The organism is Rubripirellula tenax, assembly GCF_007860125.1.
Taxonomy (GTDB): Bacteria; Planctomycetota; Planctomycetia; order Pirellulales; family Pirellulaceae; genus Rubripirellula; species Rubripirellula tenax.
The window spans coordinates 413,212-436,381 of sequence record NZ_SJPW01000006.1 but is presented as its reverse complement, the minus strand read 5'-3'; the positions used below and the strand labels follow the sequence as shown (position 1 = coordinate 436,381).

15 protein-coding genes are annotated in these 23,170 nt (G+C 56.3%); 8 read left to right on the top strand and 7 right to left on the bottom strand.

Annotation, left to right across the window (positions count from 1 at the left end):
- Nucleotides 1-15: 15 nt before the first annotated feature.
- The gene (locus Poly51_RS22485; RefSeq protein WP_246114690.1) at nucleotides 16-288 is read right to left on the bottom strand and encodes a hypothetical protein; all 273 of its coding nucleotides are present in this window, start codon (nucleotides 286-288) and stop codon (nucleotides 16-18) included.
- A 283-nt stretch (nucleotides 289-571) separates the two neighbouring features.
- Between Poly51_RS22485 and Poly51_RS22480 the strand changes: the two genes are divergently transcribed.
- The gene (locus tag Poly51_RS22480) at nucleotides 572-1,099 is read left to right on the top strand and encodes a hypothetical protein (RefSeq protein ID WP_146460328.1); all 528 of its coding nucleotides are present in this window, start codon (nucleotides 572-574) and stop codon (nucleotides 1,097-1,099) included.
- Nucleotides 1,100-1,124: 25 nt separating this feature from the next.
- Here the strand turns inward: Poly51_RS22480 and clpB are convergent, their stop codons facing one another.
- A complete protein-coding gene (gene clpB / locus Poly51_RS22475) occupies nucleotides 1,125-3,773 on the bottom strand; it encodes an ATP-dependent chaperone ClpB (protein WP_146460327.1) in 2,649 nt (882 codons plus the stop codon).
- Between the two features lie 227 nt (nucleotides 3,774-4,000).
- Nucleotides 4,001-5,929, bottom strand: a complete 1,929-nt coding sequence (gene dnaK / locus Poly51_RS22470) for a molecular chaperone DnaK (RefSeq protein WP_146460325.1) — start codon at nucleotides 5,927-5,929, stop codon at nucleotides 4,001-4,003.
- Nucleotides 5,930-6,238: 309 nt separating this feature from the next.
- Here dnaK and pheA point away from each other — a divergent pair, with 309 nt between their 5' ends.
- Complete coding sequence (gene pheA, locus Poly51_RS22465; protein ID WP_146460322.1) at nucleotides 6,239-7,336, top strand: prephenate dehydratase; 1,098 nt, start codon at nucleotides 6,239-6,241, stop codon at nucleotides 7,334-7,336.
- A gap of 46 nt (nucleotides 7,337-7,382) precedes the next feature.
- Here the strand turns inward: pheA and Poly51_RS22460 are convergent, their stop codons facing one another.
- Both Poly51_RS22460 and Poly51_RS22455 read right to left on the bottom strand, forming a co-directional pair.
- On the bottom strand, nucleotides 7,383-8,336 hold the full coding sequence (locus Poly51_RS22460; RefSeq protein WP_146460320.1) for a hypothetical protein: 954 nt from the start codon (nucleotides 8,334-8,336) through the stop codon (nucleotides 7,383-7,385).
- Between the two features lie 105 nt (nucleotides 8,337-8,441).
- Complete coding sequence (locus Poly51_RS22455; protein WP_146460318.1) at nucleotides 8,442-9,857, bottom strand: hypothetical protein; 1,416 nt, start codon at nucleotides 9,855-9,857, stop codon at nucleotides 8,442-8,444.
- Between the two features lie 297 nt (nucleotides 9,858-10,154).
- Here Poly51_RS22455 and Poly51_RS22450 point away from each other — a divergent pair, with 297 nt between their 5' ends.
- The 3 genes from Poly51_RS22450 (at nucleotide 10,155) to Poly51_RS22440 (ending at nucleotide 16,354) form a co-directional block, all read left to right on the top strand.
- Nucleotides 10,155-13,121, top strand: coding sequence for a hypothetical protein (locus Poly51_RS22450; protein ID WP_146460316.1), 2,967 nt, complete (start codon nucleotides 10,155-10,157; stop codon nucleotides 13,119-13,121).
- A 341-nt stretch (nucleotides 13,122-13,462) separates the two neighbouring features.
- Nucleotides 13,463-14,425, top strand: coding sequence for a DoxX family protein (locus tag Poly51_RS22445; RefSeq protein WP_146460314.1), 963 nt, complete (start codon nucleotides 13,463-13,465; stop codon nucleotides 14,423-14,425).
- Between the two features lie 66 nt (nucleotides 14,426-14,491).
- Complete coding sequence (locus tag Poly51_RS22440) at nucleotides 14,492-16,354, top strand: Gfo/Idh/MocA family protein (protein ID WP_146460311.1); 1,863 nt, start codon at nucleotides 14,492-14,494, stop codon at nucleotides 16,352-16,354.
- Between the two features lie 283 nt (nucleotides 16,355-16,637).
- Here the strand turns inward: Poly51_RS22440 and Poly51_RS22435 are convergent, their stop codons facing one another.
- Entirely contained in the window at nucleotides 16,638-16,850 is a 213-nt protein-coding gene (locus Poly51_RS22435; protein WP_146460309.1) for a hypothetical protein, read from the bottom strand.
- Between the two features lie 324 nt (nucleotides 16,851-17,174).
- On the opposite strand from Poly51_RS22435, the gene Poly51_RS22430 reads away from it, so the two are divergent.
- Complete coding sequence (locus Poly51_RS22430) at nucleotides 17,175-17,549, top strand: hypothetical protein (protein WP_146460307.1); 375 nt, start codon at nucleotides 17,175-17,177, stop codon at nucleotides 17,547-17,549.
- 22 nt (nucleotides 17,550-17,571) lie between these two features.
- Here the strand turns inward: Poly51_RS22430 and Poly51_RS22425 are convergent, their stop codons facing one another.
- Nucleotides 17,572-18,951 carry a glycerate kinase type-2 family protein gene (locus Poly51_RS22425; protein WP_146460305.1) on the bottom strand — a complete coding sequence of 460 codons (1,380 nt, stop codon included), beginning with the start codon at nucleotides 18,949-18,951 and terminating at the stop codon, nucleotides 17,572-17,574.
- 86 nt (nucleotides 18,952-19,037) lie between these two features.
- On the opposite strand from Poly51_RS22425, the gene Poly51_RS22420 reads away from it, so the two are divergent.
- Together Poly51_RS22420 and Poly51_RS22415 are read left to right on the top strand one after the other, a co-directional pair.
- Nucleotides 19,038-21,503, top strand: a complete 2,466-nt coding sequence (locus Poly51_RS22420; protein WP_146460303.1) for a DUF3516 domain-containing protein — start codon at nucleotides 19,038-19,040, stop codon at nucleotides 21,501-21,503.
- Between the two features lie 185 nt (nucleotides 21,504-21,688).
- The gene (locus tag Poly51_RS22415; protein WP_146460301.1) at nucleotides 21,689-22,864 is read left to right on the top strand and encodes a hypothetical protein; all 1,176 of its coding nucleotides are present in this window, start codon (nucleotides 21,689-21,691) and stop codon (nucleotides 22,862-22,864) included.
- Nucleotides 22,865-23,170 lie beyond the last annotated feature (306 nt).

The window sequence follows — 23,170 nt, the reverse complement described above, 5'->3', positions numbered from 1 at the left end:
CGGCGATTCGGCTGGCTATGCGGCGAGCGATGAATCGTATCCGGGAATCACCAGCGCGCCGACGGTCATAGTGCCCAGGGTTGCCGTGTGAAGGAGCCACGAGTCGTCGCAGAGGATCACTGTCCGCAACGTCACGATCGTAATGACCACCAACGCAGCAAAAAATTGGCGCTCCGCCCAACGAGCCGTTTCACCATGACAGAGTTTTGCAAACATCAGCGTCACGCAACCCATCAACGGCAGCAAGATAGCATCCATCATGGAGGTGATTTGGGATAGATCGGTCACGCTGGGAAACTCCATATTCCGCGTTCGAAAGATAAGAAGGCTGCCATCCGTGCGGCCTTGCACCATTCATGCCATTTGGCGGCCGGTATGCGGAAGGGCGACTTGAGACTTTTTGCAGAAAAACGCCGAAATCGTTCCGATTCGAGCCTCCGCCGTCTGATACGCACCAATTGCCTAGCCGGCAAAGTTTGACTCATCGGTGCGGTCCATTTTACCGATACAAACCGATGTCCCCAGTGTGGGCGTCGTTTTTGTTGACGCGTTTGGAAACGCCCGAGTTGTCATGATGATAAACCTCCAATCTGGCCGTTCTGTCGATTCGCCATCGAAGTGGATCCAGTTGTCGTTGACAGCCCTGGTGCTGTTGGCGGCGATTCCGGCGGGCGGATGTCGTATTTGCGCCGACTGTGAAGATCTCGCCTACCCGGCCTACGGTGGCGCGTGGCAGCGAACCGAGCGAGAAAAAGGGCGAGTCGGCAGCGTCTTCGATCCCGGCGGCGCCAAACTGGCTTCGCTGATCGATCGTGAGGGTCCCGATCAGCCCGATGAGATAATCCGAAGGCTAGAAACCGAAAGATCAGGTGACTCGGATCTGGATCCCGGGATGGACGACGAGGACGGAGACAGCGACGCCGCAGACGACTCGTCGACAAAGGACTCCCGTGCCAAAGAAGCCGACAGGTTGAAGGACCGGAAACTCGAAGACATCGAAGATGAAAACGAAGACGAACTTCGCAAAAAGAGTCTTGATGACATCGAAGTCCGGATCATCCCGGGGCGTGCCCCAACGATGATCCAGACGAAGAAGTAAACGTATTCCATTCCGTTTGCCAACGCTAAAATTTCGCAGCACCGGCGAACGTGTACTGACCGTCGACAAAGTCGATCGTCACAGTCGAGCCTTCCGGATACGAGTTCTTCAGCAGCGACGTCGCCAACGGGTTTTCGATCTCGCGTTGAATCACTCGCTTCAACGGTCTGGCACCGTACGTCGGGTCGTAACCCACCGCCGCGATCTCGCTGATCGCCGCCTCGGTGACTTCGATCACAAGACCGTTCGCTTTGACGCGAGCAGCCAGACGTTCCAATTGCAAGCCAACGATTGTTCGGATCTCATTTTTGCGCAGCGGATGAAAGATGACGATGTCGTCGATTCGGTTCAGGAACTCGGGCAAGAACCTCGCTCTTAACGATTCGTTGACCGCCGCGCGCATTTCATCCTCGCCGCCACCTTGTTCGGTGACTTGTTGGATGACTTGGCTGCCCGCGTTGCTGGTCATCACGACAACCGTGTTGGTAAAATCGACCGTGCGTCCATGACCGTCGGTCAGCCGACCATCGTCCAAGACCTGTAACAAAATATTGAAGACGTCCGGATGGGCCTTCTCCATCTCGTCCAGCAACAACACGCCGTACGGTCGACGACGGACGGCTTCGGTCAATTTGCCACCCTCTTCATAGCCCACGTATCCGGGTGGCGCACCGATCAACCGCGACACGCTGTGTCGTTCCATGAACTCGCTCATGTCGATCCGCACCATTGCCGATTCGTCATCAAACATGACTTGCGCAAGTGCCTTGCAAAGTTCCGTCTTTCCGACGCCGGTTGGTCCCAGGAATAAAAACGAACCGATCGGACGACTGGGGTCCTGCAGACCGCTGCGACTGCGGCGCACGGCATCGGAAACTGCTGCGACGGCTTCATCTTGTCCGACCACTCGGCCGTGCAAGCGTTCTTCCATCACCAACAATTTCGCTCGCTCGGTTTCCAACATGCGGCTGACCGGAACGCCCGTCCAAGCACTGACGACTTCGGCGATTTCGTCTTCGGTGACGTCGCGTCTTAGCAGTCGTCGTTTGTCGGCATTGACGTCGTCCGCCGGCGAGGTCTCGTGCGCTTCGATTTCCTCGAGTCTTGCCTCGAGCTGAGTTTGTTTCGCACGCGTCGCCAACATTTCTTGGTAGATCGTTTCCGGACTCTCGCCGCCCAACTGCTTCTGCTTCGCTTCGACGTCCAATTTGGCGAACTTGTGTTTTAACGATTCGGCTTCCTGACGGATCGATTGAACATCGTCCAGACCCAGCTTTTCAGCCTCCCATTGCTCTCGCAAATTCGCCAACTCGCGACCGAGCGATTCCATCTCCTGTTCGATTTCCGTTCTCTTGGCGACGGCGGATTCTTCCTGTTCGTCGACCAATTGGCGATGGGCGAGTTCCAATTGCCGCAATCGTCGTTGGATGCGATCGATCGGTTCGGGCACGCTTTCCTTTTCCATCGCCAAGCGACTGGCCGCTTCATCGATCAAGTCGATTGCCTTGTCGGGCAAGAACCGGTCCGCGATGTAGCGATTGGATAAGTTCGCCGCGGCCACTATCGCGCTATCGGTGATGCGAACGCCATGGTGCGACTCGTACCGCGACTTCAATCCTCGCAAGATCGCGACGGTATCGTCCGCCGTCGGCTCACCAACGTAGACGGGTTGGAAACGCCGCTCGAGCGCGGCGTCTTTCTCGATATTCTGGCGATACTCGTCCAGCGTGGTCGCCCCGATACAACGGAGCGTACCGCGAGCCAATTCCGGCTTCAACAAGTTGGCAGCATCGGGCGATCCCTCTGTCTTGCCCGTCCCGACGACCAAATGCAATTCGTCGATGAACAGAATCACTTGTCCGCCAGAGTCTTTGACTTCACGAAGCACCGATTTCAATCGTTCCTCGAAGTCGCCACGAAACTTCGCTCCGGCGACGAGCGCTCCCATATCAAGCGAGATCACCTTCTTATTTTTCAAGCTCTGCGGAACGTCGCCGTCAAAGATGCGAATCGCAAGACCTTCGGCGATCGCCGTCTTACCGACGCCCGGTTGGCCGATCAGAACCGGATTGTTCTTTGTACGACGCGACAGCACCTGAATCACGCGTCGAATCTCGTTGTCGCGTCCGATCACAGGATCGAGTTTGCCCTGGGAAGCAAGCAAGGTCAGGTCGATCCCAAATTTTTCGAGCGCTTGGTAGGTCGACTCGGCGTTCTGGTCCGTCACGCGCGCCGATCCGCGCACTTCTGCCATCGCGGCAAGTACATCGTTGTCAGAAACGCCCGCCAGCTTCAGTAGCCGATTCGCTTTGCTTTCGACGCGCGCGAGCGCCAGCAATAGGTGCTCGGTCGCAACATACTCGTCCTTCAAAGATGCCGCCGCATCGGCCGCCGCATCGAACGTCTTCTGCAACTCCGGCGCAATGCCCGGTTGTCGTCCGCCGGAAACGGCTGGCAATCGCGATAGCTCACTCTTGACGGTGCCGGAAAGGGTGGAAACATCGACTTTCATCTTGTCCAGCAGCGGGCGAGTGATCCCTTCCGACTCCTCCATCATGGCTGCCAAGATGTGTAGCGTCGTGATCTCTGGATTGCCCGTCGACGCGGCGCGTGCCTGTGCTTCGGCAACAGTGGATTGAGACTTGGTGGTCAGTTTGTCAAATCGAAATGTCATGGCAGTTGTATCTCCTTGATGTTCATCCATCGCAAAAACCGTACCCGTGCGACGGGGTTTGCCGGCAAAAGATTTAGCAACCGTCCGAATCTATCCGGTTCCCCTCGTCACCTCGCTGTTTTCCCAACCGCCAGCGCAAGCGCCACCAGATCCCGAGAGGGCGCATAAAAAAAGGCGAGCATCCTGCGACACTCGCCTTCTCTATTAAATCACAGCCTTGGCTGTGGCTATTCTTTGACTTCGAAATCAGCGTCGATGGCGTCGTCATCGTTGTCAGCGGCCGCCGATGCGGTCGCACCTGCAGCTTCGGCACCGCCCGCTGCTTCCGACTTCTCGTACAGCACTTTGCTGAACGCTTGCGAAGCAGCGTCTAACTCGTCCGTCGCTTGCTTGATCGCATCGACATCATCGGCTTCGGAAGCCGTCTTCACTTTTTCGATGGCCTTGTTCATCGGTTCTTTGTCCGAATCGCTCAGCTTGTCGTCGTTTTCCTTCATCAGCTTTTCGAGCTGATAAACCTGTTGACTGGCCTTGTTCTTCGCTTCGACCAATTCAAACGTCTTGCGGTCATCGTCGGCATTGGCTTCCGCGTCCTTCCGCATTTGTTCGATTTCGTCCTCGCTAAGAGCGCCCGCTTCTTTGATTTGAACAGACGCCTCTTTGCCGGTCTTCAATTCCTTGGCCGACACGGCAAGGATACCGTTCTGGTCGATGTCGAATTTGACTTCGATTTGTGGTACCCCACGAGGTTGGGCGGGGATACCTTCCAGATTGAACTCGCCAAGCAATCGGTTGCTGACCGCCATTTTTCGCTCGCCCTGGAAAACACGAACTGTCACTGCAGTTTGGCTATCTGCTGCTGTACTGAACACGTTTTTCTTTTCGACCGGAATCGTTGTGTTGCGTTCGACCAAAGCGGTCATCACACCACCTTCCGTTTCGATACCCAACGTCAACGGCGTCACGTCCAACAACAGCACGTCGGTGCGATCGCCGGCCAAAACGCTGGCTTGGATCGCAGCGCCGACGGCAACCACTTCGTCTGGGTTGACGCCTTGGTGCGGGTCCTTGCCGAAAATCGCCTTGACCAACTCGCGAACCTTGGGCACTCGCGTGCTACCACCGACCAAAACAATCTCGTCGATGTCGCTAGGCTTCATTCCGGCATCCGAAAGCGCTTGCATGACTGGTTTGCGTGTCCGCTCGACCAGATCGTCGATCAGTTCTTCGAACTTGCTGCGCGAAATCTTCATCGTCAGGTGTTTTGGACCTGTGGCGTCCATCGTGATGAACGGCAAGTTGATGTCGGTCTCGGGCAACGTGCTCAATTCCTTCTTCGCTTTTTCACACGCTTCTTGAAGCCGTTGCAAAGCCATGGGATCGTTGCGCAGATCGATCGCGTTGTCTTTCTTGAACGTATCGGCAACGTAGTGGATCAGTGCTTCGTCGAAGTCGTCGCCACCCAAGTGACCGTCGCCACTGGTGCTGATGACCTGGAACACGCGGCTCTCTTGGTCTTCATCGCCGGCATCAGCGACTTCCAAAACCGAGACGTCGAACGTACCACCACCCAAGTCAAAGACGATGATCTTTTCGTCTTTCTTCTTGTCCAAACCGTAGGCCAGTGCGGCGGCGGTCGGCTCGTTGATGATCCGTGCTACTTCCAGTCCGGCAATTTGCCCGGCGTCTTTCGTCGCTTGGCGTTGGGCGTCGTTGAAGTATGCCGGGACCGTGATGACGGCCTTGCTAACCTTGTGGCCAAGATACGATTCGGCCGATTCCTTCAGCTTACGAAGTACCTTCGCGCTGATTTCCTGTGGCGTGTAGTTCGTGTCACCGACCGCGATCTTGACGTACTCGTCCGCATTACCGACGACGCCGTAAGGCACCATCTTCTCTTCGGATTCGACTTCGGCATGCCGGCGGCCCATGAAACGCTTGACCGAGTAGACGGTCCGCTTGGGGTTGGTGACGGCTTGGCGACGAGCCGGTTCGCCGACGATGGTTTCGTTTTTGTCGGTGAATGCAACGACGCTGGGCGTCAATCGGTTGCCTTCGGCGTTGGGAATAACTTTCGGTTCGCTGCCCTCCATGATGGCCACGACGCTGTTGGTCGTGCCGAGGTCAATGCCGATGATTTTTTCGCCCTGGGCCATGTGAATCTCCTGAAAAGGTGTCGGGTCTACGCGTCGTCAGACGGAGGTGTTTTGTTTTTGAGGTTTAGCAGCGACTGTCGAAATGGGCACCGCTTTTCGCTGGAACCCCAACTAGGCAAAGCCCGTGCCAGTCGGGGTCGATGGTGGCCGCGAAAATGGATTTGAGCTACCCTTGCAGTGCTTTTCAGTGTCAATTCTGGCGATGACACCGCTGTTGAGCGACTTTTTTGGCAGTAGATAAATTTGACCGTTTCCTTCTGGAAATGGCCAAGTGTCATTTTGACAGACTTTTCGATTCGGCCCGACCGCATGACGATTCCTAGCGACAAACCGACTTCCGAACCCTCATTGCCGGCCACCCGGTCCATCGACGAGATCGATCGGACATTGTTGGCCTTGTTCGAAAAACGAGTTCGTGAAGTCATGCGCGACCAGACCGCCGATCCGGGCCGCGTTGTTGGACGCGTTGCTGCGTCGGCCCAACGGATCGGGACGCTCGCGACGGAACACGCGTCGAGTGACGACTTGTTGTCGACGTCGGGCAAGTCCGAAGTGCTGCGGCATTTGGCCAGTCTGTGTTTGCAATCGATTCATGAGCTGCGTGTCGCGTATCTGGGGCCGAAACACAGTTACAGCCACCTCGCCGCCATCAAGTACTTTGGCGACGCATCGGCACTGACCCCCGTTTCGTCGATTCCGGCGGTATTCGATGCGATCGAAAGAGGCGACGTCGCGTCGGGAATTGTACCGATCGAAAACAGTACCGATGGTCGCGTCGTCGATACGCTGGGCATGTTTGTTCGGCGCGAGATGCAGATCTGTGGCGAAGTCGTGATGGCCATTCACCACAACCTACTTTCCAAAACGCCGCGTCACGAGATTGTCGAAGTCCACAGCAAACCACAAGCGCTTTCCCAGTGTCGCGGTTGGCTGGCAAAGAATTTGCCTTCGGCGCGGCTGGTCGAGATCAGCAGCAGCGCCGCGGCCGCCGAGTTGGCTTCGAAGAAGCACGGTGTCGCAGCAGTGGCCAGCATCGAAGCAGGTCGCGAATATGATTTGGATGTGATCGATGCCAGCATCGAAGACAATCGACACAATGTGACTCGGTTCGCAGTGCTCGGCAAAGAGCGTCCGCCGCGAACGGGCGTCGACAAGACGGCGATTCTGTTTCAAGTCGCGCACAAGCCCGGCGCGTTGGCCGATGCAATGCAGGTCTTCAAAAACCACAAACTGAATTTGACTTGGATTGAATCGTTTCCGTCGCCCGATGCCGCCAACGAGTATTTGTTTTTCGTCGAATTGACAGGCCATCGCGACGACTCAGGAGTCATCGCCGCCGTCGATGAATTGACGGCGCAGTCCCAGCGTTTGACGGTACTGGGTTCGTATCCGAAAGCGACGCTATGATGGCGTTCCCCACAACGTAAGCCGCCACAACGTAAGCCGCCACAACTTAGGCCGCCGCGCGTCCGTTGTGCAACAACCTAAGTTCTTCGTTGCACACCAGATGGCAATGCGATTCGCCGTTGAGCGCCGCTTTGACGCGACGGTCGACACTCTTTCGCATGGCTTTGTGATAACCGACGCTAGCGGTGAAAAGCGTCATCAAGTCCACGAAGCCGACGTTTTCACTCAGGTCGCAAGCATCGACATCGACGTAGCTGTCGGCGCCGAAAGAAAACAATCGGCCGTCGATCTCGCCGATCGAGTTTCCGTCACACTCGACGTCAAAGTCCGCGCCGATCGATACCCATTTACGTTTGATCGTGACGTGGTGCATTCGCGACCCGTCGTAAAAACCAAACGTAAACAAAGACGGAATGCGGAACGTCCGGTGGTTCTGTTGGATATAGGTGACATGGTCATTGCGAGGCAACATGACGACCATCGTCAATAAGTTTCGGCGTGAACCGATCGAATTGTGCACTTCGGTCGTCGTCACTTGCTCGATTGTTCCGCACCAACGCACTCGTTCGGTCGATGTCTTGAACAGCTTCAGGATCAATCGGCGTTTCTCGATCTCGCCCGACTTCATCGTCATCACCGAGTCAGATTCCAAGCGTGCATCCAACTCTTTTTGCTGTTTCGCACTCAGTCGACCGGACTTCTTGATGTCCTTTTTCAAGACTTGGCGACGCTGGTCTTGCATCACACCGAGGGCGTCTTCAAGTTCTTCGCCGTCGAGCTTCCAAACGTCGGTGCGCAAGCCCACCATGTGGGTCTTTTCCCAATCGCCGGTCTTCGGATCCTGTTCGGAAACGGTCCCGACGGTGTCCATGTGCGTCGTGAAGTGGTTGGTGTCCGCCGACTTCATCTGCTGCAGAATTTCGACGTTGCTGGGGTGCATTCCCGGCAGTGCCCACATGTCCAGATATCGACGGCTAGGCTGAGGATCTTTTTTGCTCATCATCCTTTCCAAGCAAAATAGAAATGCGGACACAAAAACGACGAAAGGTCTGGTTCATTCATCGACATCGACCGGGTGTAGTAATCACTACAATCCACACGATCGTTAAACTTCTCCCATCTGCTGGCTCGACACCTGACTTGCAGCGTCGCGTTTCACAGAATCGCGTTCCACAGCGTGGCCAGAAATTGCGTCCGCCAACTTGGCGTCGTCAGCAGCAGCGATCCAGCGCAGATCCAGAACCAAGTCGTCCCCGTCGACGTTGGCGAATACCGCCGGCACGTCGCCTCTTAGCTTATCCACCCAATCTTGCGCCGATAAATGTTGATGGCGAATGCGAAGCTGACGCGAAGGGATTTTCCATCGACCGTCGTCAGTGATTTTCGCTTCCGCAGCCCCAACTTCGCACTTCGCGATCAGATCGTTACCGAGCAGACGCGTCGACAAGCGTTCCGCGCGACCGTGAAGATTCTCTTCCGCCGTTGTCAGAAGCCGATCCATCGGAGTCGGCAACGCCGTCGCGATCAGGTTGTTCGTGTTTGCGGAAGTCTCGATCGCCATGGTCATCATCGCCGTCACCGAATCTGGCGCCGACAAAGCCCTCCACGCCTCTTGGTGTCGGATGCGTTGGATACATTCCCGTCGACCCACTAGAACACCGCATGGCGGCCCGCTGGCAAGCGGACCACCGGCGACCACGACTAGATCAGCACCGGCGTTTAACAGCGATTCCGCAGACGGGAGTCCCGCTTTCCCCGATTCTCGGACGGTGCCGACCGGCAACACCACCACTTGAATGGCATCCTGCTTTCCGGCGGATGAGGACTTCGCCGCCAACGTTTCGAAATCAAACAACTCGACGCCGCGATTTCCGTCATCGGCAAGCACAACAACGCACGAGGCAAGTCCGGCAAAATCAGCAACGTCGACGCGATTGATTCCGCCGACTTCCACGACCCTTCGGTTCGCCGTCGTGTCGGCCAAGACCGCCGGCAAAGCGCGACCGCTTGGCAAGCGAATGGCGTGTCCGCGATGCAGAACAACCGGGCGCTCGTCGCTTGCAAGTAGCGCGATCGCCGCGATGGCGGCATCGAACTGATGAGCGACCAAAGCGGAATGTTCATCCGCGCCGGGAATCGCCCGGTCGAGTCGCCGCTGAAGTTTTTGAGTCAATTCGTCGTCCGTCACGGTGTCGCCGCTAAGCAGTTCGAATCCGAGTTCCAGAATCGAGTCGTCAAGCGGCACCCCCGTCCCCGATGCATCGCAAAGTACACCCGTCGCGTTCAACATCGGAATCGCCAAGGTTGTGTGTTTGCGAGTCCAGCGTTGGACAGACTTTTTACCCGATTCGGCGGATCGCATCACCGCGTCAATGCCGCGAGCGGCAGTTTGGGGCAGATCCTGGAGAATCTCACCCGCCTGATTCTTTAGCCGCTCGATCGTCTCGGGCTGACTCGCCTTACGTGCCACGTCGCTGAGTCCGCGACGGATCAAGTCAACGGTCCATGGAGGAATTGCCATATCAAAAAACCTTGAAGCGTCGAGGTGCAAAGGGATGAACGTTCGTGAATCGGTGTCACAACTCTAATCTCCATCATAGCCGACAGATCACAAATGGCACTTGCAATGCTCGGGTACCGGCGCAGCCGAGCCGCTTCTTCGACACCCGCAGATTCCTGATGCGTATTGGCAATCGAGCGCTCGTGGTCGCGACATCTGTCGAAACACCAACTGGCGACTGTCTGGTAAGCTAATCGTTGGCGATGGGCGACCGCTTACAACCGCCATTGCTGGAACTTTTAGGGGAAGTTTGTTTCGATGGAATCAGCACGCACCGACCGAAAAAGCATTTTCGGCGGTCTCGTTTTGGCATCGATCGTGGCGGTGATATTTATTGCCACGAATCTGCCCTTTCGATATATCGAACTGAATCCCCATTGGTTGGGGATGGTGGAATTCAGCGGAATTTTGGGAAGCGTGGATCACACCAACCCGACAATCGCGGGTTGGCCGCTGCGGTATTGGATCTACGTCGATGCCGACGACGTGCGACAGCAGCGATACTGGTCCGGCGTTCGCTTGCTGGTCAACACGCTGCTTGGCATTTGCATTACGGGAGTCGTATTCTGGTTAGCCATCTTTCGAGCGAGACGAATCAAGAGGTCCGCGAACTCGCGGCGAACGAAGGCCGTTCTTGATATCGCTTTGGCGGCGTTCATCGTGACGATTCCAGCGTCGGCGATTGCCTATCTTCGTTGGGTGACCGTTCATCACGAGAAACTGATCACCGAGATCACGCTCAGTGGTAATTGCCTGGTGTCGGCTTGGGTTCCGGAACCGCTTGTCGACACACTGCCCAGTGGATTGTATGGCTGGCTGCAGCGGATTCGTAGAGTGCAATGCATCGACGCGGAATCGGGGTTGGCGCGGCGAGTTTGCGAGTTGCCGACCTTGGTTCACCTTGAACTTTTCGGCGGAACGATGGACGGCCCTTCCCTTTCCGGCTTGAAGGGCAATCCATTTCTGTATGCACTGGGCATGACGCGACAAACGTTGTCCAGCGAGAAGTTGGATTTGGTGACGCAGTTGTCTTGGCTGGCTGAACTCGATCTATCACGAACCGATTTGGACAGCCAAGGGCTCGCAAGACTTGATTCGATCAAACGGTTACGCACGCTCAATCTTTCACAGACGAATCTGGCACCGTCTGACATTGGCACGCCGGGATGGGCATCCGAATTGATTCGGTTGACGCTGTCTCGTCCGGCAAAGGGCACAAGCGGAACACTGAAGATCGAGGGTTGGCCGCGGCTTGAGACGCTGCTGCTGCACCGCAACACGCTGGCTGCGAACGACGAAGTTTTCGAAGTCCGTTTGGCCGATCTACCATCCTTGACGCAGTTAAGACTCGACCGTTTGCAAAAACACCGGCTTCACATGCGAAACGTTCCGTTACTTGAACAAATCAGCGACGAGACTACGCCGGATCAGTTCATGATGGAGCAGAACATTTGGATTCCTGGATTGGGCTGGTACGTCCAACTGCATCTCGAGGACATGCCGAGTCTGACCAAAGTTCAGTGTTTCGCGCAGGACTTGGAATCGTTTTCATTCAAGAACGTTACCAATCTGAAGAGTCTTGAAATCGGCTCATACCTGGTTTCACTGTATGGCGACACTTTGACAGATTTCGTTGAAAAAGATCGGTGCCAAGACTGGATTGACCAAGTCGGCGAAAGCGATGGACCGCACGAGGTGGTGTTTGCTGGGTTGCCGTTGGATGAAGTTGATTTGACCAGTCTGGCGAAGAACCGTGGCATCCGTCGACTGCAATTCATCGAGTCCCCATTAAGAATCGAGCAAGTCCGCGAACTCGCGCCGATGAACGAAATTGTTGAATTTGGTTTGGGAAGTTGTGAAATCAGGGGAGACGATCTGTCGTGGTTCTTAAGAACATTCCCACGTTTGGAAGCGATTCGAATCAATGGCGAGAACCTCGAAGAAGTCAACGTTTCGTGCGAACAGACTTTGACGCGTGTCGAGGTCAGCACGCTTCGCAAAGTTGATTCGTTTCGCATGGCGGGACAACCGGATTTAGGCGCGTCCTTTCGCATCGAGCATCCGATGAAGTCCTTTGAGATTCGCGACGCTCGTTCGCTGCGCGGTTTAGCCATCGCTGAACCTTGGCCGTCCAATTCGATCGTTACGGGTTTACGAGATTTGCGTTGGTTCGCCGCGGGTGGGAAGCATGTGAACGATTCCATTGTGAATGAACTTTTGGAATGCCCTTACCTCGATCAGCTGACACTCGCGTATCCCGCGATTTCCAAGTCATTGCTGTACCGCATCGGCGAATTCAGCCGGCTGTCGGTTCTGGTGATTCCGGGTGCCGAAATCGATGACGATGTCACTTCCCGTTGGACGTCGATGCGGTCGCTTTGGGAAATCAACCTGGACGATAGCCGCGTCGGCGTGGACACGATTGCGTGGTTAAGCGAGCTACCGTCGCTACGCTCGGTGTCACTCAATCGGGTTCCTTTGGATCAACCGGCGGCGGAAGCACTTGCAGAACTGCGCCAACTGTCGGCACTGCGGCTGCGCGAAGTGAACATCCGCGCAGACGATGTGGCGTCACTTTTGGCCGGTGAGTCACTCGAACTTTTGGACGTTTCGTACTGTCCCGCCGATCCGTCCGAGTTAAAGCAAATCATTGCTTTGGCTGCTGCTTCGCCCACCCTAAAGGGTTTGATCATGCATGGTTGCAAAGTCGACGCCGCAACCGTCCAAAACGCTTTCAAAGTCAATCCGAACATCGCGATCGACTACGGCGATCGGAAGTTCCAACCGGGCGGGGTAAACGAACCACACGAGTCGAAAAATGGGGATTCGAAAGGCGACGGAGCGATCGCGGAATCAGGCGGCGAATCGTCAGATCCGGGGCCCGATTGGTTTGACGAATCCCTGAGGGATGAAGTCGGCCGACGTTTGCGGGACTTCCGATCAAGTCTTCGACTAAGCACCTCAGACATCATTCGCAATCAAGCGGCAGACCCGGCGGCGAGCGAATTTGCCCTGGCCGCCGAATCGAATGGCCGCAACCGCAACGACGCCCCGGAATCGATGCGGCCCCAAGGGCGGCGGCGGTCACGCGTAGGAGGGAGGCTCGATCCATTCGCGACCACGGCGGATTCTGGACGCCTTGATCTGGAAAAATTTCGAGCCCTGACTGGCTTTGAAACCGAATCGTCGCGTTCCAATCGGGCGCGTCGGGCTTTGAGAGAATAGTTGGCCTCTGAATAATTTATAACTTCGAAGGCGTTTTGACGACGCAAACCAAGTTTCTTGCCCGGTCCGAACAAGCAGCCCTAGATTGCCGTTCCTTTTACGCCGAAAACGTGACCTTAGTGGCGAATCTGGTGGAAGATTGTGTACACTGCGAGTCCACCCGCAACGCTCCGATCTAGACCCCAAAGCGTCCCTTACAGGCACTCTCGTCACAGGGGTTGCCCGTCGCTGAAGAGTCGCCAGACGTTGACCCCATTTCGCGACGATCACGCCTCCATTGCAGACGCCCGCGTTTGGACGTCGCGACCCTCCATTTCCCCTAGCACCGGATTTTTCGTTTCGTGCGTAAGTTTCTCCTTTTCCCGCTTCGTCTTTGCGTCGGCTGGGGCCTCTCACCACGTCTGCTCAGCCTGATCGCTGCCACGATGTTGGTGCTACTTCGTATTTCCATCGGCTGGCACTTTTACAGCGAAGGTGTCGAAAAACGAGACGCCGGAAATTGGAGTGCCGCACCGTTTTTCGCCAACGCGAAAGGTCCGCTGGCAGGCGAATTTCGAAAGATGGTTTGGGATGCCGACGGCGCACTGCGGCTGAACAAACAAGCCAATCTGCACTACTGGGCCGTCTTTCGCGATCAGGTCGGTGCCCACTACGGCTTCGACGATGCTCAAAAACGCCAAGCTCAGGTGAACTATGCCAAGGCGGTTGAACAATACGATTGGGTGATCGACGAAAATGCGGCCGAGTTAGAAGAATACGAACTCGGTCGTGATCGAATCGCCACTCTGGAAACCCAGGGTCGCGAAAAAACGCTTCGCGACGGCGTCACCAGTCTAGGTGGGCAACGCGACACCATCCGCAAGGAATGGACGAGCAAGGCGTCGTCGGCGCTCAAGCAAATCGACGAGATTTGGGAGGGCTACGAAATCGCTCAAAATGCCGTAGCGACGTCCGAGCAATCCGAGGGTCGCCCCATGTTCAAAATGGCGAAGCCGCGAACCGCTCGTGTCGATACCAGCGTTGTTGACGGGATCATTCCGTACTTCGACATCGCGGTCGGCTTGTGCCTACTTTTTGGTCTCTTTACGCCCGTCGCCGCGTTGGCCGCCGCTGGTTTTCTCGGTTCTGTATTCCTAAGCCAATATCCGCCATCGACGGGACCGCAGTCGAGCAACTACCAGTTGATCGAAAGCATGGCTTGCTTGGTCTTGGCGGGAACGGGCGCCGGCAGGTTCGCCGGACTGGACTTCTTTTTGCACCTGATCATTCGAAAATTTTGGCACGCGCCGGACCCGGATGCTTGAAGTTCGTCCGTTCCAAGCACCCCACACAACAAACTCAATACAGCTACTTAATCCCAGGTATTTCCCATGGTTGATAAACTCTCTGCCGATCAACGTGAAGTTGGTGAACACAACTACTACTCTGCCGTTGGCAGCTACTACGACGTCAACCGTCGCGACTTCCTGCGTGGAATCGTTGCGGCCGGTGCGGTCAGTGGCGCCGGTCTGGGCGCAGCCTATTTCGGTTACGGAAAAGTCAATGATCCGGTACGGATCGCGGTCATCGGAACCGGCGACGAAGGCAACGTATTGATTGGTGGTTGTAACCCCGAATACGTCGACGTCAAAGCAATCTGTGACATGCGACCGTTCGGGCAACACCGCGCCTTTCACGGCGATTGGTCCAGCCCATCGGCGCTCGGTCGCCGCCCAGGTTTGATCAGCGTTGCAGGCTACAAAGATGAAGCCGAAGCCCGTCGCAATGTCAAAGTGTATGACGGTAAAAACGGTGGCATCATGGCCTGCTTGGATGATCCCGACATCGAAGCTGTCATCATTGCCTTGCCGCTTTGGTTGCATGCGTCCGTCGCGGCGCTTGCGATGGAGCGTGGCTTACACGTGTTGACCGAAAAGTTGATGGCCCACAACGTTGCCCAGTGCAAGGTCATGTCGCGGATGGCGGCCGAGTTGAAAGATACGGCCGGCAATCCGATTCACTTGGCCACAGGTCACCAACGCCACTACAACGTCAAGTACGACAACGCGATCAACCTGATCCGCTGGGGATTGCTCGGACAGATCCACCACATCCGCGCCCAATGGCACCGAGGCAATTTGCCGGGCGCCGATAGCTGGAAGATGCCGCTTCCCGGTGGCGAAAAGGGCGCCGGCGGAAAGATGTTTGATAAGATCGCAGGCGATATCCGCAATCGCGAAGGTCGACTGAAAACGGCGGTGGATCCCGGCGAGATCGCTACCTTACAAGCCGAATTGGCGATGTTCAAAGCCTGGGACGCGGATAAAGAAGTGGATCCCAAGCGATTCGGATACGAAGACTTCACGATGGGTGACAAGGTCTTCACCGCGATGGAAGAATTGCATCGTTGGCGCCTGTTCGACCGAACCGGGGCCGGCTTGATGGCGGAACTGGGCAGTCACCAACTGGACGCCGTCAGTATCTTCTTGAGTTCGCTTCGTGACGACGGCAAGAAGGTCCATCCATTGACCGTCAACGCAGTCGGCGGATTGCACATCATGCCGGAAGATCGCAGCGTAGGTGACCATGTCTACTGCATGTATGAATTCCCTGGCCCAGAGTACAGCAAGAACTTTGACGTCGGCTATTTCGACCCCATCGACAACTTCCCCGCGTCGACACTGAACAAGTCGAAAGAGTGGGAACGATCGGGCCCCGTCCCCGGTTATTCCGATGACCCGAACAAGAAAGTCGTCGTGACGTACTCGTCGATCAACGGCAACGGGTTCGGCGGCTGGGGCGAAGTCGTGATGGGAACGAAGGGAACCTTGGTGTTAGACAAGGAAACCGACGTTCTGCTCTACCGCGACAGCGACACCAGCAGCAAAGTCGGCGTGTCGAAAAAGGGCGGTGGCTACGCGCTCGATACCAGTGCGAGCGGAGACTACGCGGCACCGATCGCGAAGGCTGCCGATTCGGGGCCCGTCAGCCGCGGATATCGCGAAGAAATCGAGCACTGGGCCTACTGCATTCGCAACCCTGACAAAGAGAACCATCCCCGCTGCTATCCCGAAGTCGCCATGGGGGATGCGGTCATCGCATTGGGCACGAACGTGGCACTCAAGAATGCCAATGCGGGCAAGGGTGGCTACTTGAAGTTCGAAGAAGAATGGTTCGACATCAACAGCGACGCAGTGCCGGATGGAAGCGATATCGCAGCCGAAACGGCCTACATGAAGAAGCCCGTCGCTTAACTGGCTAGGTTCCCGATTCAACGTTCCCAATTGAACGTTCTCAAGTCAAAGGTTCCCAGGCATTGCCTGGGAACCTCGCGCGGGATCTGATCGAGAAGTAGGAAGGCGAACGGCCGGTCGTGATCACAACACGGACCACGGCCAACCATTGTCGCCGCTTTCTGCAATCAGAAATTGCAGAAACATCAGTCAGCGGCGAAATCTAAGACCATTCACAGCAGCCGCGACGTGATTCCACATCGCAAGGCTTCGCTTCGATTCAAAGCGTTCCAGACAGAGAAAGTTACTCAGCCGGTGCTTCGGCTGCGGGTGCGTCGCCGCCGGTGGTCATGTTGCTGCCGGGAGCTTCACCGCCGGTGGTCATGTTCGAGCTCGTTTCCGGTGCAATATCCGTCGACGTATCAGCTTGGATCGGCGCCGGCGGAGCGCAGCCGAACGTGAACGTCAAAAGGAAGGCTGCGATAGTGGCTTGGAACAATACGAGAGCTGATTTCACGGCAGGAATTCTCCATCGAAAGGAAAGGTGGGACTGTGCAGCCATCGTAACTGATGGTTCGGATTTGTCCTAGCGACTGGACGGCATTCTTGGGCAATCCGGCGCCCCACGGGCCGACGACCGCCCGCATCCCGCACGGAATCCGCATCCGTCAGGCCCCGAATAACCGCGAAAGATCCTCACAGAACGCGCCACCGACCATCCCGGACCAGAACTCGGGCAAACCTTGGAATTCGCCGCAGATCGGCGACTCCCAAACGTCGATGCATCCACTGGTCAACTACAAGAACTCTCTATCGCTCTCTTTGGGGCTCTGGATTCGTCATGCAAATCCGACGCATTTTTTCAATCGCCGCTCTCGTCGGTTCTCTCGCACTTGCCAGTGTCGGCATCGCTCAAGATGTCGCTAAGTCGCCCAGCGACCTTTCCGCGGACAACGCTATCGACCGAATCAAGCTGTTTGATTCCTTGGACGCGTCACCCGGCAAGAGTGAATCCGCACGAACGTCGTTCTCAAGTGTCAACGAATTGCGTCAAGCACGGGCACTTCTGCGAGCCGACCAGCGGGCGGCGCGGATGGAGTACAACGCTTGGATCGGTTACGAACCTTCACGTCCCCAGTGGAGTGCTTTGCCGATGATGCAGAGCCGCTACACTTCGCGGCGTGTCCATGTGCCGTTCTACGTGTACTCGCGATAACTAGCTTTTGGTGGCATGACAATCATCGCGTGACCAGCGCGACTCTTACATCGCAAACGTTGGTTCCGGTTGGGCCGGTCGTCAACAGACCGCCCGCCGCAGCAAAAAAGGTGTACGCGTCGTTCCGCTGAAGCGCCGCAGCGACGTCCAACTTCAATGCGATGGCCTTGGCGTGAACCTTCTGATCAATGAAGGCGCCGGCCGCGTCCGTCGGCCCATCTTCGCCGTCGGTTCCACCCGACAAAATGCAGATGCGCTGCCATTGCTCGGACGATAAGTTTTCTTGACACAGCCATTGATACGCCGCCAACACCAGTTGCTGATTGCGTCCACCCCGACCGCGTACTTCGACCGGTGCCAACTTCACCACCGGTTCGCCCCCGGTGATCAAACAATCAAGACGATGATCCTCGGGATCAGCACGTAACATCTGCATCGTCATGGATGCCAAGTGGCGACCAACGTCTTCGGCGTTTCCTTCGCACGTTCTTGCCGATTGCATCACGTGGTTGTAGCCGAGTCGTTCCGCACAGACGCCCGCTTCGTCAACCGCCACCGCATTGTTTCCGATCACGATGGTCGTATGCGGGCAAACCCCGTTGTGACTGTTTTTGGCGCATCTGTTTTCCGCATCCGCTGTGCTCGCCGCCTGGCCCTCTAGAGCCGCGTAGACCGCCGACGGAAGCGTCCGATTCGGATCAAATCGTTCCAGCACGGTCCGCGCTTCCCTGGCGGTCGACATGTCCAGGACCGTTGGCCCCGATGCGATCAAGTCCAATGAATCGCCAAGCACATCCGACAACACCAGCGTGACCAGATGACCCGCACGACAGGCACGCAGCAATCCACCACCCTTCACAATGCTCAAGTGTTTGCGAACCGTGTTCAGTTCGGTAATGTCGGCTCCGGCGGCGCTTAGAAATCGGGTCACCCGTAACTTGTCCGACAAAGTCACGCCCGGGATCGGCGCTGGCATCAACGCACTTCCGCCACCCGAAATCAATGCGACGCATAGGTCACGTGAATCGGCACTGCGGACCCACTGCAACATCTGAAGCACGCCCTCGACACCTTCGGCCGTCGGTTCATTCACTCCCGCCGGTCGGGCCGGGTGAACACGAATGCCCGGCAAATCACACTGTGTCCCTTCGGGCACGTTGATCCATCCCACGATCGGTAACCAGTCACCGACGGCGCGGGCCAAACCCACGGCCATCGCCGCGCCGGCTTTGCCACCGCCAACCAGGATGATTCGATCAAAGTCACTACGATGAAATTCGTGACCATCGATTAACAGCGAATCGACGTCGACAACGACCTCACGCCGAACCAGGCCCTCGGCGCGAACCGCATCCAATCCCGCCATCCATATTTGTGTCGCGTGTTGCCGTGCTAAATTCATCGCCGCTCTCGCCATTCTTGATCAGTCATCGCACACAAACGCTGCTCCCGTCGCAGCCTATCGCTGGGCAAGGTAAGTTGTTTCGCATGACGAACAAGCACCCAGCCGCCGATACCAGCGATGTGCCCGACCGCGATGAATTGGCGGCAGAGTATTTCGAGGTCCTGCCCTACGCGCCCTATCCGGTCCAGGAAGAGGCGATGTTAGCCTATTTTACGGGCGAGCAAGGAGTCTTGGTATGCGCCCCGACGGGTACCGGCAAAACGATGATCGCCGAAGCTGCGGTGTACGAGGCGCTGCGAACCGGCACACGGATGTACTACACCACGCCGCTGATCGCGTTGACGGACCAGAAACTCGACGAGCTTCGCGAATCGGCCGTCCGCTGGGGCTTCTCGCCCGATCAAGTCGGCTTGGTCACGGGCAATCGTCGCGTCAATCCCGATGCGCCGGTGTTGGTCGTGGTCGCCGAAATTCTGTTGAATCGATTGCTCAATACCGAAGCGTTTGATTTCGCCGACGTCTCGTCGGTCGTCATGGACGAGTTCCACTCCTTCAACGATCGCGAGCGAGGCGTCGTTTGGGAATTGACCCTCGGTTTGCTACCCGCTCACATTCGCACGCTGTTGTTGTCCGCAACGGTCGGCAACGCGATGGAGTTCACGTCGTGGCTGACCCGCGCGCATAACCGACGACTGCAATTGGTCGTTGGCACCGAACGGAAAGTTCCGCTGCAGTACTCGTGGGTCGACGACGAATTGCTTCCTGAATTTTGCGAGAAGATCGCCGACGGTGACGAGATCGATCGTCGTACGCCGGCGTTGATGTTTTGTTTCAGCCGTTCGCAATGCTGGACGACCGCCGAGCTACTGAAGGGCAAGTCTGTTATCGATAAAATTCGCCAGGCCGAACTTGCCGACTATCTGCACGCTGCCGACATGTCCGAGGGTGCCGGGCCGAAGCTGAAACAGATTCTGATGCGCGGCGTCGGCGTTCACCATGCCGGTGTGTTGCCAAGGTATCGCCGCATGGTCGAAGAACTTTTCCAGCGAAAGCTGTTAGCGTTTTGCGTTTGCACCGAAACGCTTGCCGCCGGCATCAACTTGCCTGCCCGTTCGGTCGTGTTGCCCAGTTTGATGAAAGGTCCGCGCGACAAAAAGAAGCTCTGCGAGATCGCGTCCGCACAACAGATCTTCGGCCGCGCCGGTCGCCCACAGTTTGATGCCGTCGGGTACGTGTACGCGCTGGCGCATGAGGACGACGTCAAAATCAATCGTTGGCGAGAAAAGTATGATTCGATCCCCGAAGACACCAAAGATCCGGGATTGATGAAGGCGAAGAAGCAACTGAAAAAGAAGATGCCCAAACGGCGTACCGATGAAACGTATTGGACCGCCGCCCAGTTCGAACAGTTGCAATCCGCCGACTCGGCGAATCTAGAAAGCCGCGGACGATTGCCATGGCGCTTGCTTGCTTACCTTTTCGGAAAAGACCCCAACGTCCAACCCATCCGCGACATGATCGGTCGTCGCTTGCTGACGCCTAAGGGAATCGAAGAAGGGCAACGCGACTTGAATCGAATGCTGATCACACTGTGGTCCGCAGGCTATGTCGAATTGGAACCTAAGCCTCATGCCGCCGAACTACCGCCTCCGCCACCGACCAACAAAGAAAAGAAGGCGGCGAAAACCGCTGGCTTGTTTGGCGAATTGCTGGATCAAATGCGAGTCGACGAACCGAAATCGGAACCAAAGCCCGAGGAAGACAATCGTGATCCCAAGCTGATTGAAAGTCGCGGCTACGAAGTCGAAAACTATCGACCGGATTCCGCAACGCCCACCGAGCGACTGGAACGGCTTGTGCATATCCGCAGCATCAATCCCCTGTTTGGTGTCTACCTGGCCGATCAATTGGCCATCGCTGATCCTAACGAACGGATTGCGGCACTTGAAAGCGTGTTGGAAGTCCCCGGAACGGTCGCACGGTTTTGTCGCATGCCGTCGTATGACGATATGCCGGCAGGAACGCTTGCAACGACGCGACTTGACGGGCAACTGTTGACGCTCGGGCTGGCCACGTCCGAAGAACTGGGGGCCAAAAAAGATGAGGACGAAGACATCGTTGACCGAGGCTTCGGTCGCGTGATGTTCGAAGAAAAGGTTTGGCCGTTAACGATCGGCGAAAAGATTCTTCGCATGTTCCGAAACGATTTCCCAAGAGTCCATGACGTGAACGTGCGTCCGGTTTGGATCGTCGGTGAGTTGATGGAATTCGGCGGCGACTTCAACAAATACGTCACCGCCCGCAAACTGCAAAAGGAAGAGGGAATTCTGTTTCGGCACTGTTTGCGGATGATCCTGTTGCTCGATGAGATGGCGAACATACCGCCGATCGAATCGACGGTCGAAACGTGGGAAGATCCGCTTGACGAACTGGCTGACCGGCTAACCGAAACCTGTCGCAAGATCGACGCGCAAAGCACCGACGAAATGCTGAACCAACCGGGAAGCGAAATCGACGATCTGATCGAACTGGGCCGCCGCAACAAGTGATGTGTTTGGCTGCCCGCCTGGGCAAACTCTAGCGGTTGTTGGTTCAGCAGGTCATCTTTGCCGATCTTGTCACGTGGTCGTGTCGTGCATCGTGCCAATCTCGCGGCAAACTCTTTGCGGCATCGCGACGATAACGACACGACACAGTCGTCTGTTCCCCCCTTCCAATCAATTCGGGATCCTCTATGCCATTCCTACGCGGTAGCTTAGGTTTTGAAAGGTTTAGCGTCGCTGGTTTTCAAGCTGACCGATTCGGTGACGAACACATCGAGATCTTTACACAAAACGCTGCTGGACGAAACGAAAGCTCATCAACGGAAAACGTCCACGTCGGTTTTCTTGCCGGTGATCACCTTTTCGATCAAGCCTTTGATCTTTCCAAGAACGTCATCAACGACGCAGTTCACTTTTCCGTTCGGATCGATACAAACCAAATCCCCGCCGCAATTCGCGCCGCCTGGTTGTCGATGGAACTGGCCGGGTATGCCAAGGATAGCCCGTCGGGTGTCCCCACAAAGTCACAACGCAAAGAAGCGAAAGAGGCCGTCGAGCAACGCTGCGAAGTCGAAACGGCGTCTGGCAAGTATCGCCGCATGCAACAGTTTCCACTGCTTTGGGACTACGCAAACGGACTGCTGTACTTTGGAGGGTCGGTCGGAAACTCCAGCGCGTATTGTACCGATCTACTCGAGCGGACATTCGAAATCGAACTGCGTCGCCTCGGCGCGGGTGTAATCGCACAAGACTGGGCCGTTGAAGCCGATCGCTACGCCGAAATCGATGGACTGTCGCCGATCAGCTTCTTGGATGGCGAAACGACGGGCGGCCACGTGTGGGCGAATGAACATTCCAACGCACCCGATTTCTTGGGCAACGAGTTTTTGATGTGGTTGTGGTGGACGCTTGAGAATGAATCCGACACGATCACACTAGCGGATGAGACGGAAGTCACATTGATGTTGGCAAAGACTTTGTCGCTGGAGTGCCCGATGGGCGAGTCCGGGAAAGAAACGATTTCGTCCGAAGCCCCGGTCAAGCTGCCCGAAGCCATGCAAGCCGTCCGCTCCGGCAAGTTGCCCCGCAAATCGGGGATGACGTTGGTTCGCGACGGACGCACGTTTGATCTGACCCTTCAAGCCGAAACGTTCGGCATCAGCGGCGCGAAGATTCACCTGGACGAGGACGAAGAATTCGATGACGAAGACCGCATCGACGCCATCCGAACGCTGGGTGAAACGGTCGACGGTCTCTTCCACGTCTTCTGTGACCGTCGAAGTAGCGATGCCTGGATAAAGGACATCAAGAAGATCACGAAATGGTTGAACGTCTCGGACCGTTCCAACCAAAAAGCGGCGGCGTAACACGTCGCCCGACGCCACGGCTGAACCACGAGCAGCCGTGGCGTTTTTTATTGCGCACTGCAAGCGGAACTCTCGTACGTTCGATGACACTCCATCGATTCTAAGCAGGTTGCCCGGTTTCATGCGGCATACCGCCGAAACGGCAAATATGGGTCGGCTACGGCGTTGCCCTCTGGGAGAGTCGGACCCGATCACAGCACGGCAATCAAGGACAATCGCGCATCAAAAAGATCGGCGATGCGGGTAGACTGAGTTGAACATCAAGTAATTCCTCGCACGTAGAACGATCGTAAATAGGTAACCCTT

Excerpts from the sequence above, each read along its gene's own strand:
- Poly51_RS22480 (WP_146460328.1), top strand. The coding sequence starts at position 572 with ATGATGATAAACCTCCAATCTGGCCGTTCTGTCGATTCGCCATCGAAG.
- clpB (WP_146460327.1), bottom strand. The coding sequence starts at position 3,773 with ATGACATTTCGATTTGACAAACTGACCACCAAGTCTCAATCCACTGTT.
- dnaK (WP_146460325.1), bottom strand. The coding sequence starts at position 5,929 with ATGGCCCAGGGCGAAAAAATCATCGGCATTGACCTCGGCACGACCAAC.
- pheA (WP_146460322.1), top strand. The coding sequence starts at position 6,239 with ATGACGATTCCTAGCGACAAACCGACTTCCGAACCCTCATTGCCGGCC.
- Poly51_RS22460 (WP_146460320.1), bottom strand. The coding sequence starts at position 8,336 with ATGAGCAAAAAAGATCCTCAGCCTAGCCGTCGATATCTGGACATGTGG.
- Poly51_RS22455 (WP_146460318.1), bottom strand. The coding sequence starts at position 9,857 with ATGGCAATTCCTCCATGGACCGTTGACTTGATCCGTCGCGGACTCAGC.
- Poly51_RS22450 (WP_146460316.1), top strand. The coding sequence starts at position 10,155 with ATGGAATCAGCACGCACCGACCGAAAAAGCATTTTCGGCGGTCTCGTT.
- Poly51_RS22440 (WP_146460311.1), top strand. The coding sequence starts at position 14,492 with ATGGTTGATAAACTCTCTGCCGATCAACGTGAAGTTGGTGAACACAAC.
- Poly51_RS22430 (WP_146460307.1), top strand. The coding sequence starts at position 17,175 with ATGCAAATCCGACGCATTTTTTCAATCGCCGCTCTCGTCGGTTCTCTC.
- Poly51_RS22425 (WP_146460305.1), bottom strand. The coding sequence starts at position 18,951 with ATGAATTTAGCACGGCAACACGCGACACAAATATGGATGGCGGGATTG.
- Poly51_RS22420 (WP_146460303.1), top strand. The coding sequence starts at position 19,038 with ATGACGAACAAGCACCCAGCCGCCGATACCAGCGATGTGCCCGACCGC.
- Poly51_RS22415 (WP_146460301.1), top strand. The coding sequence starts at position 21,689 with ATGCCATTCCTACGCGGTAGCTTAGGTTTTGAAAGGTTTAGCGTCGCT.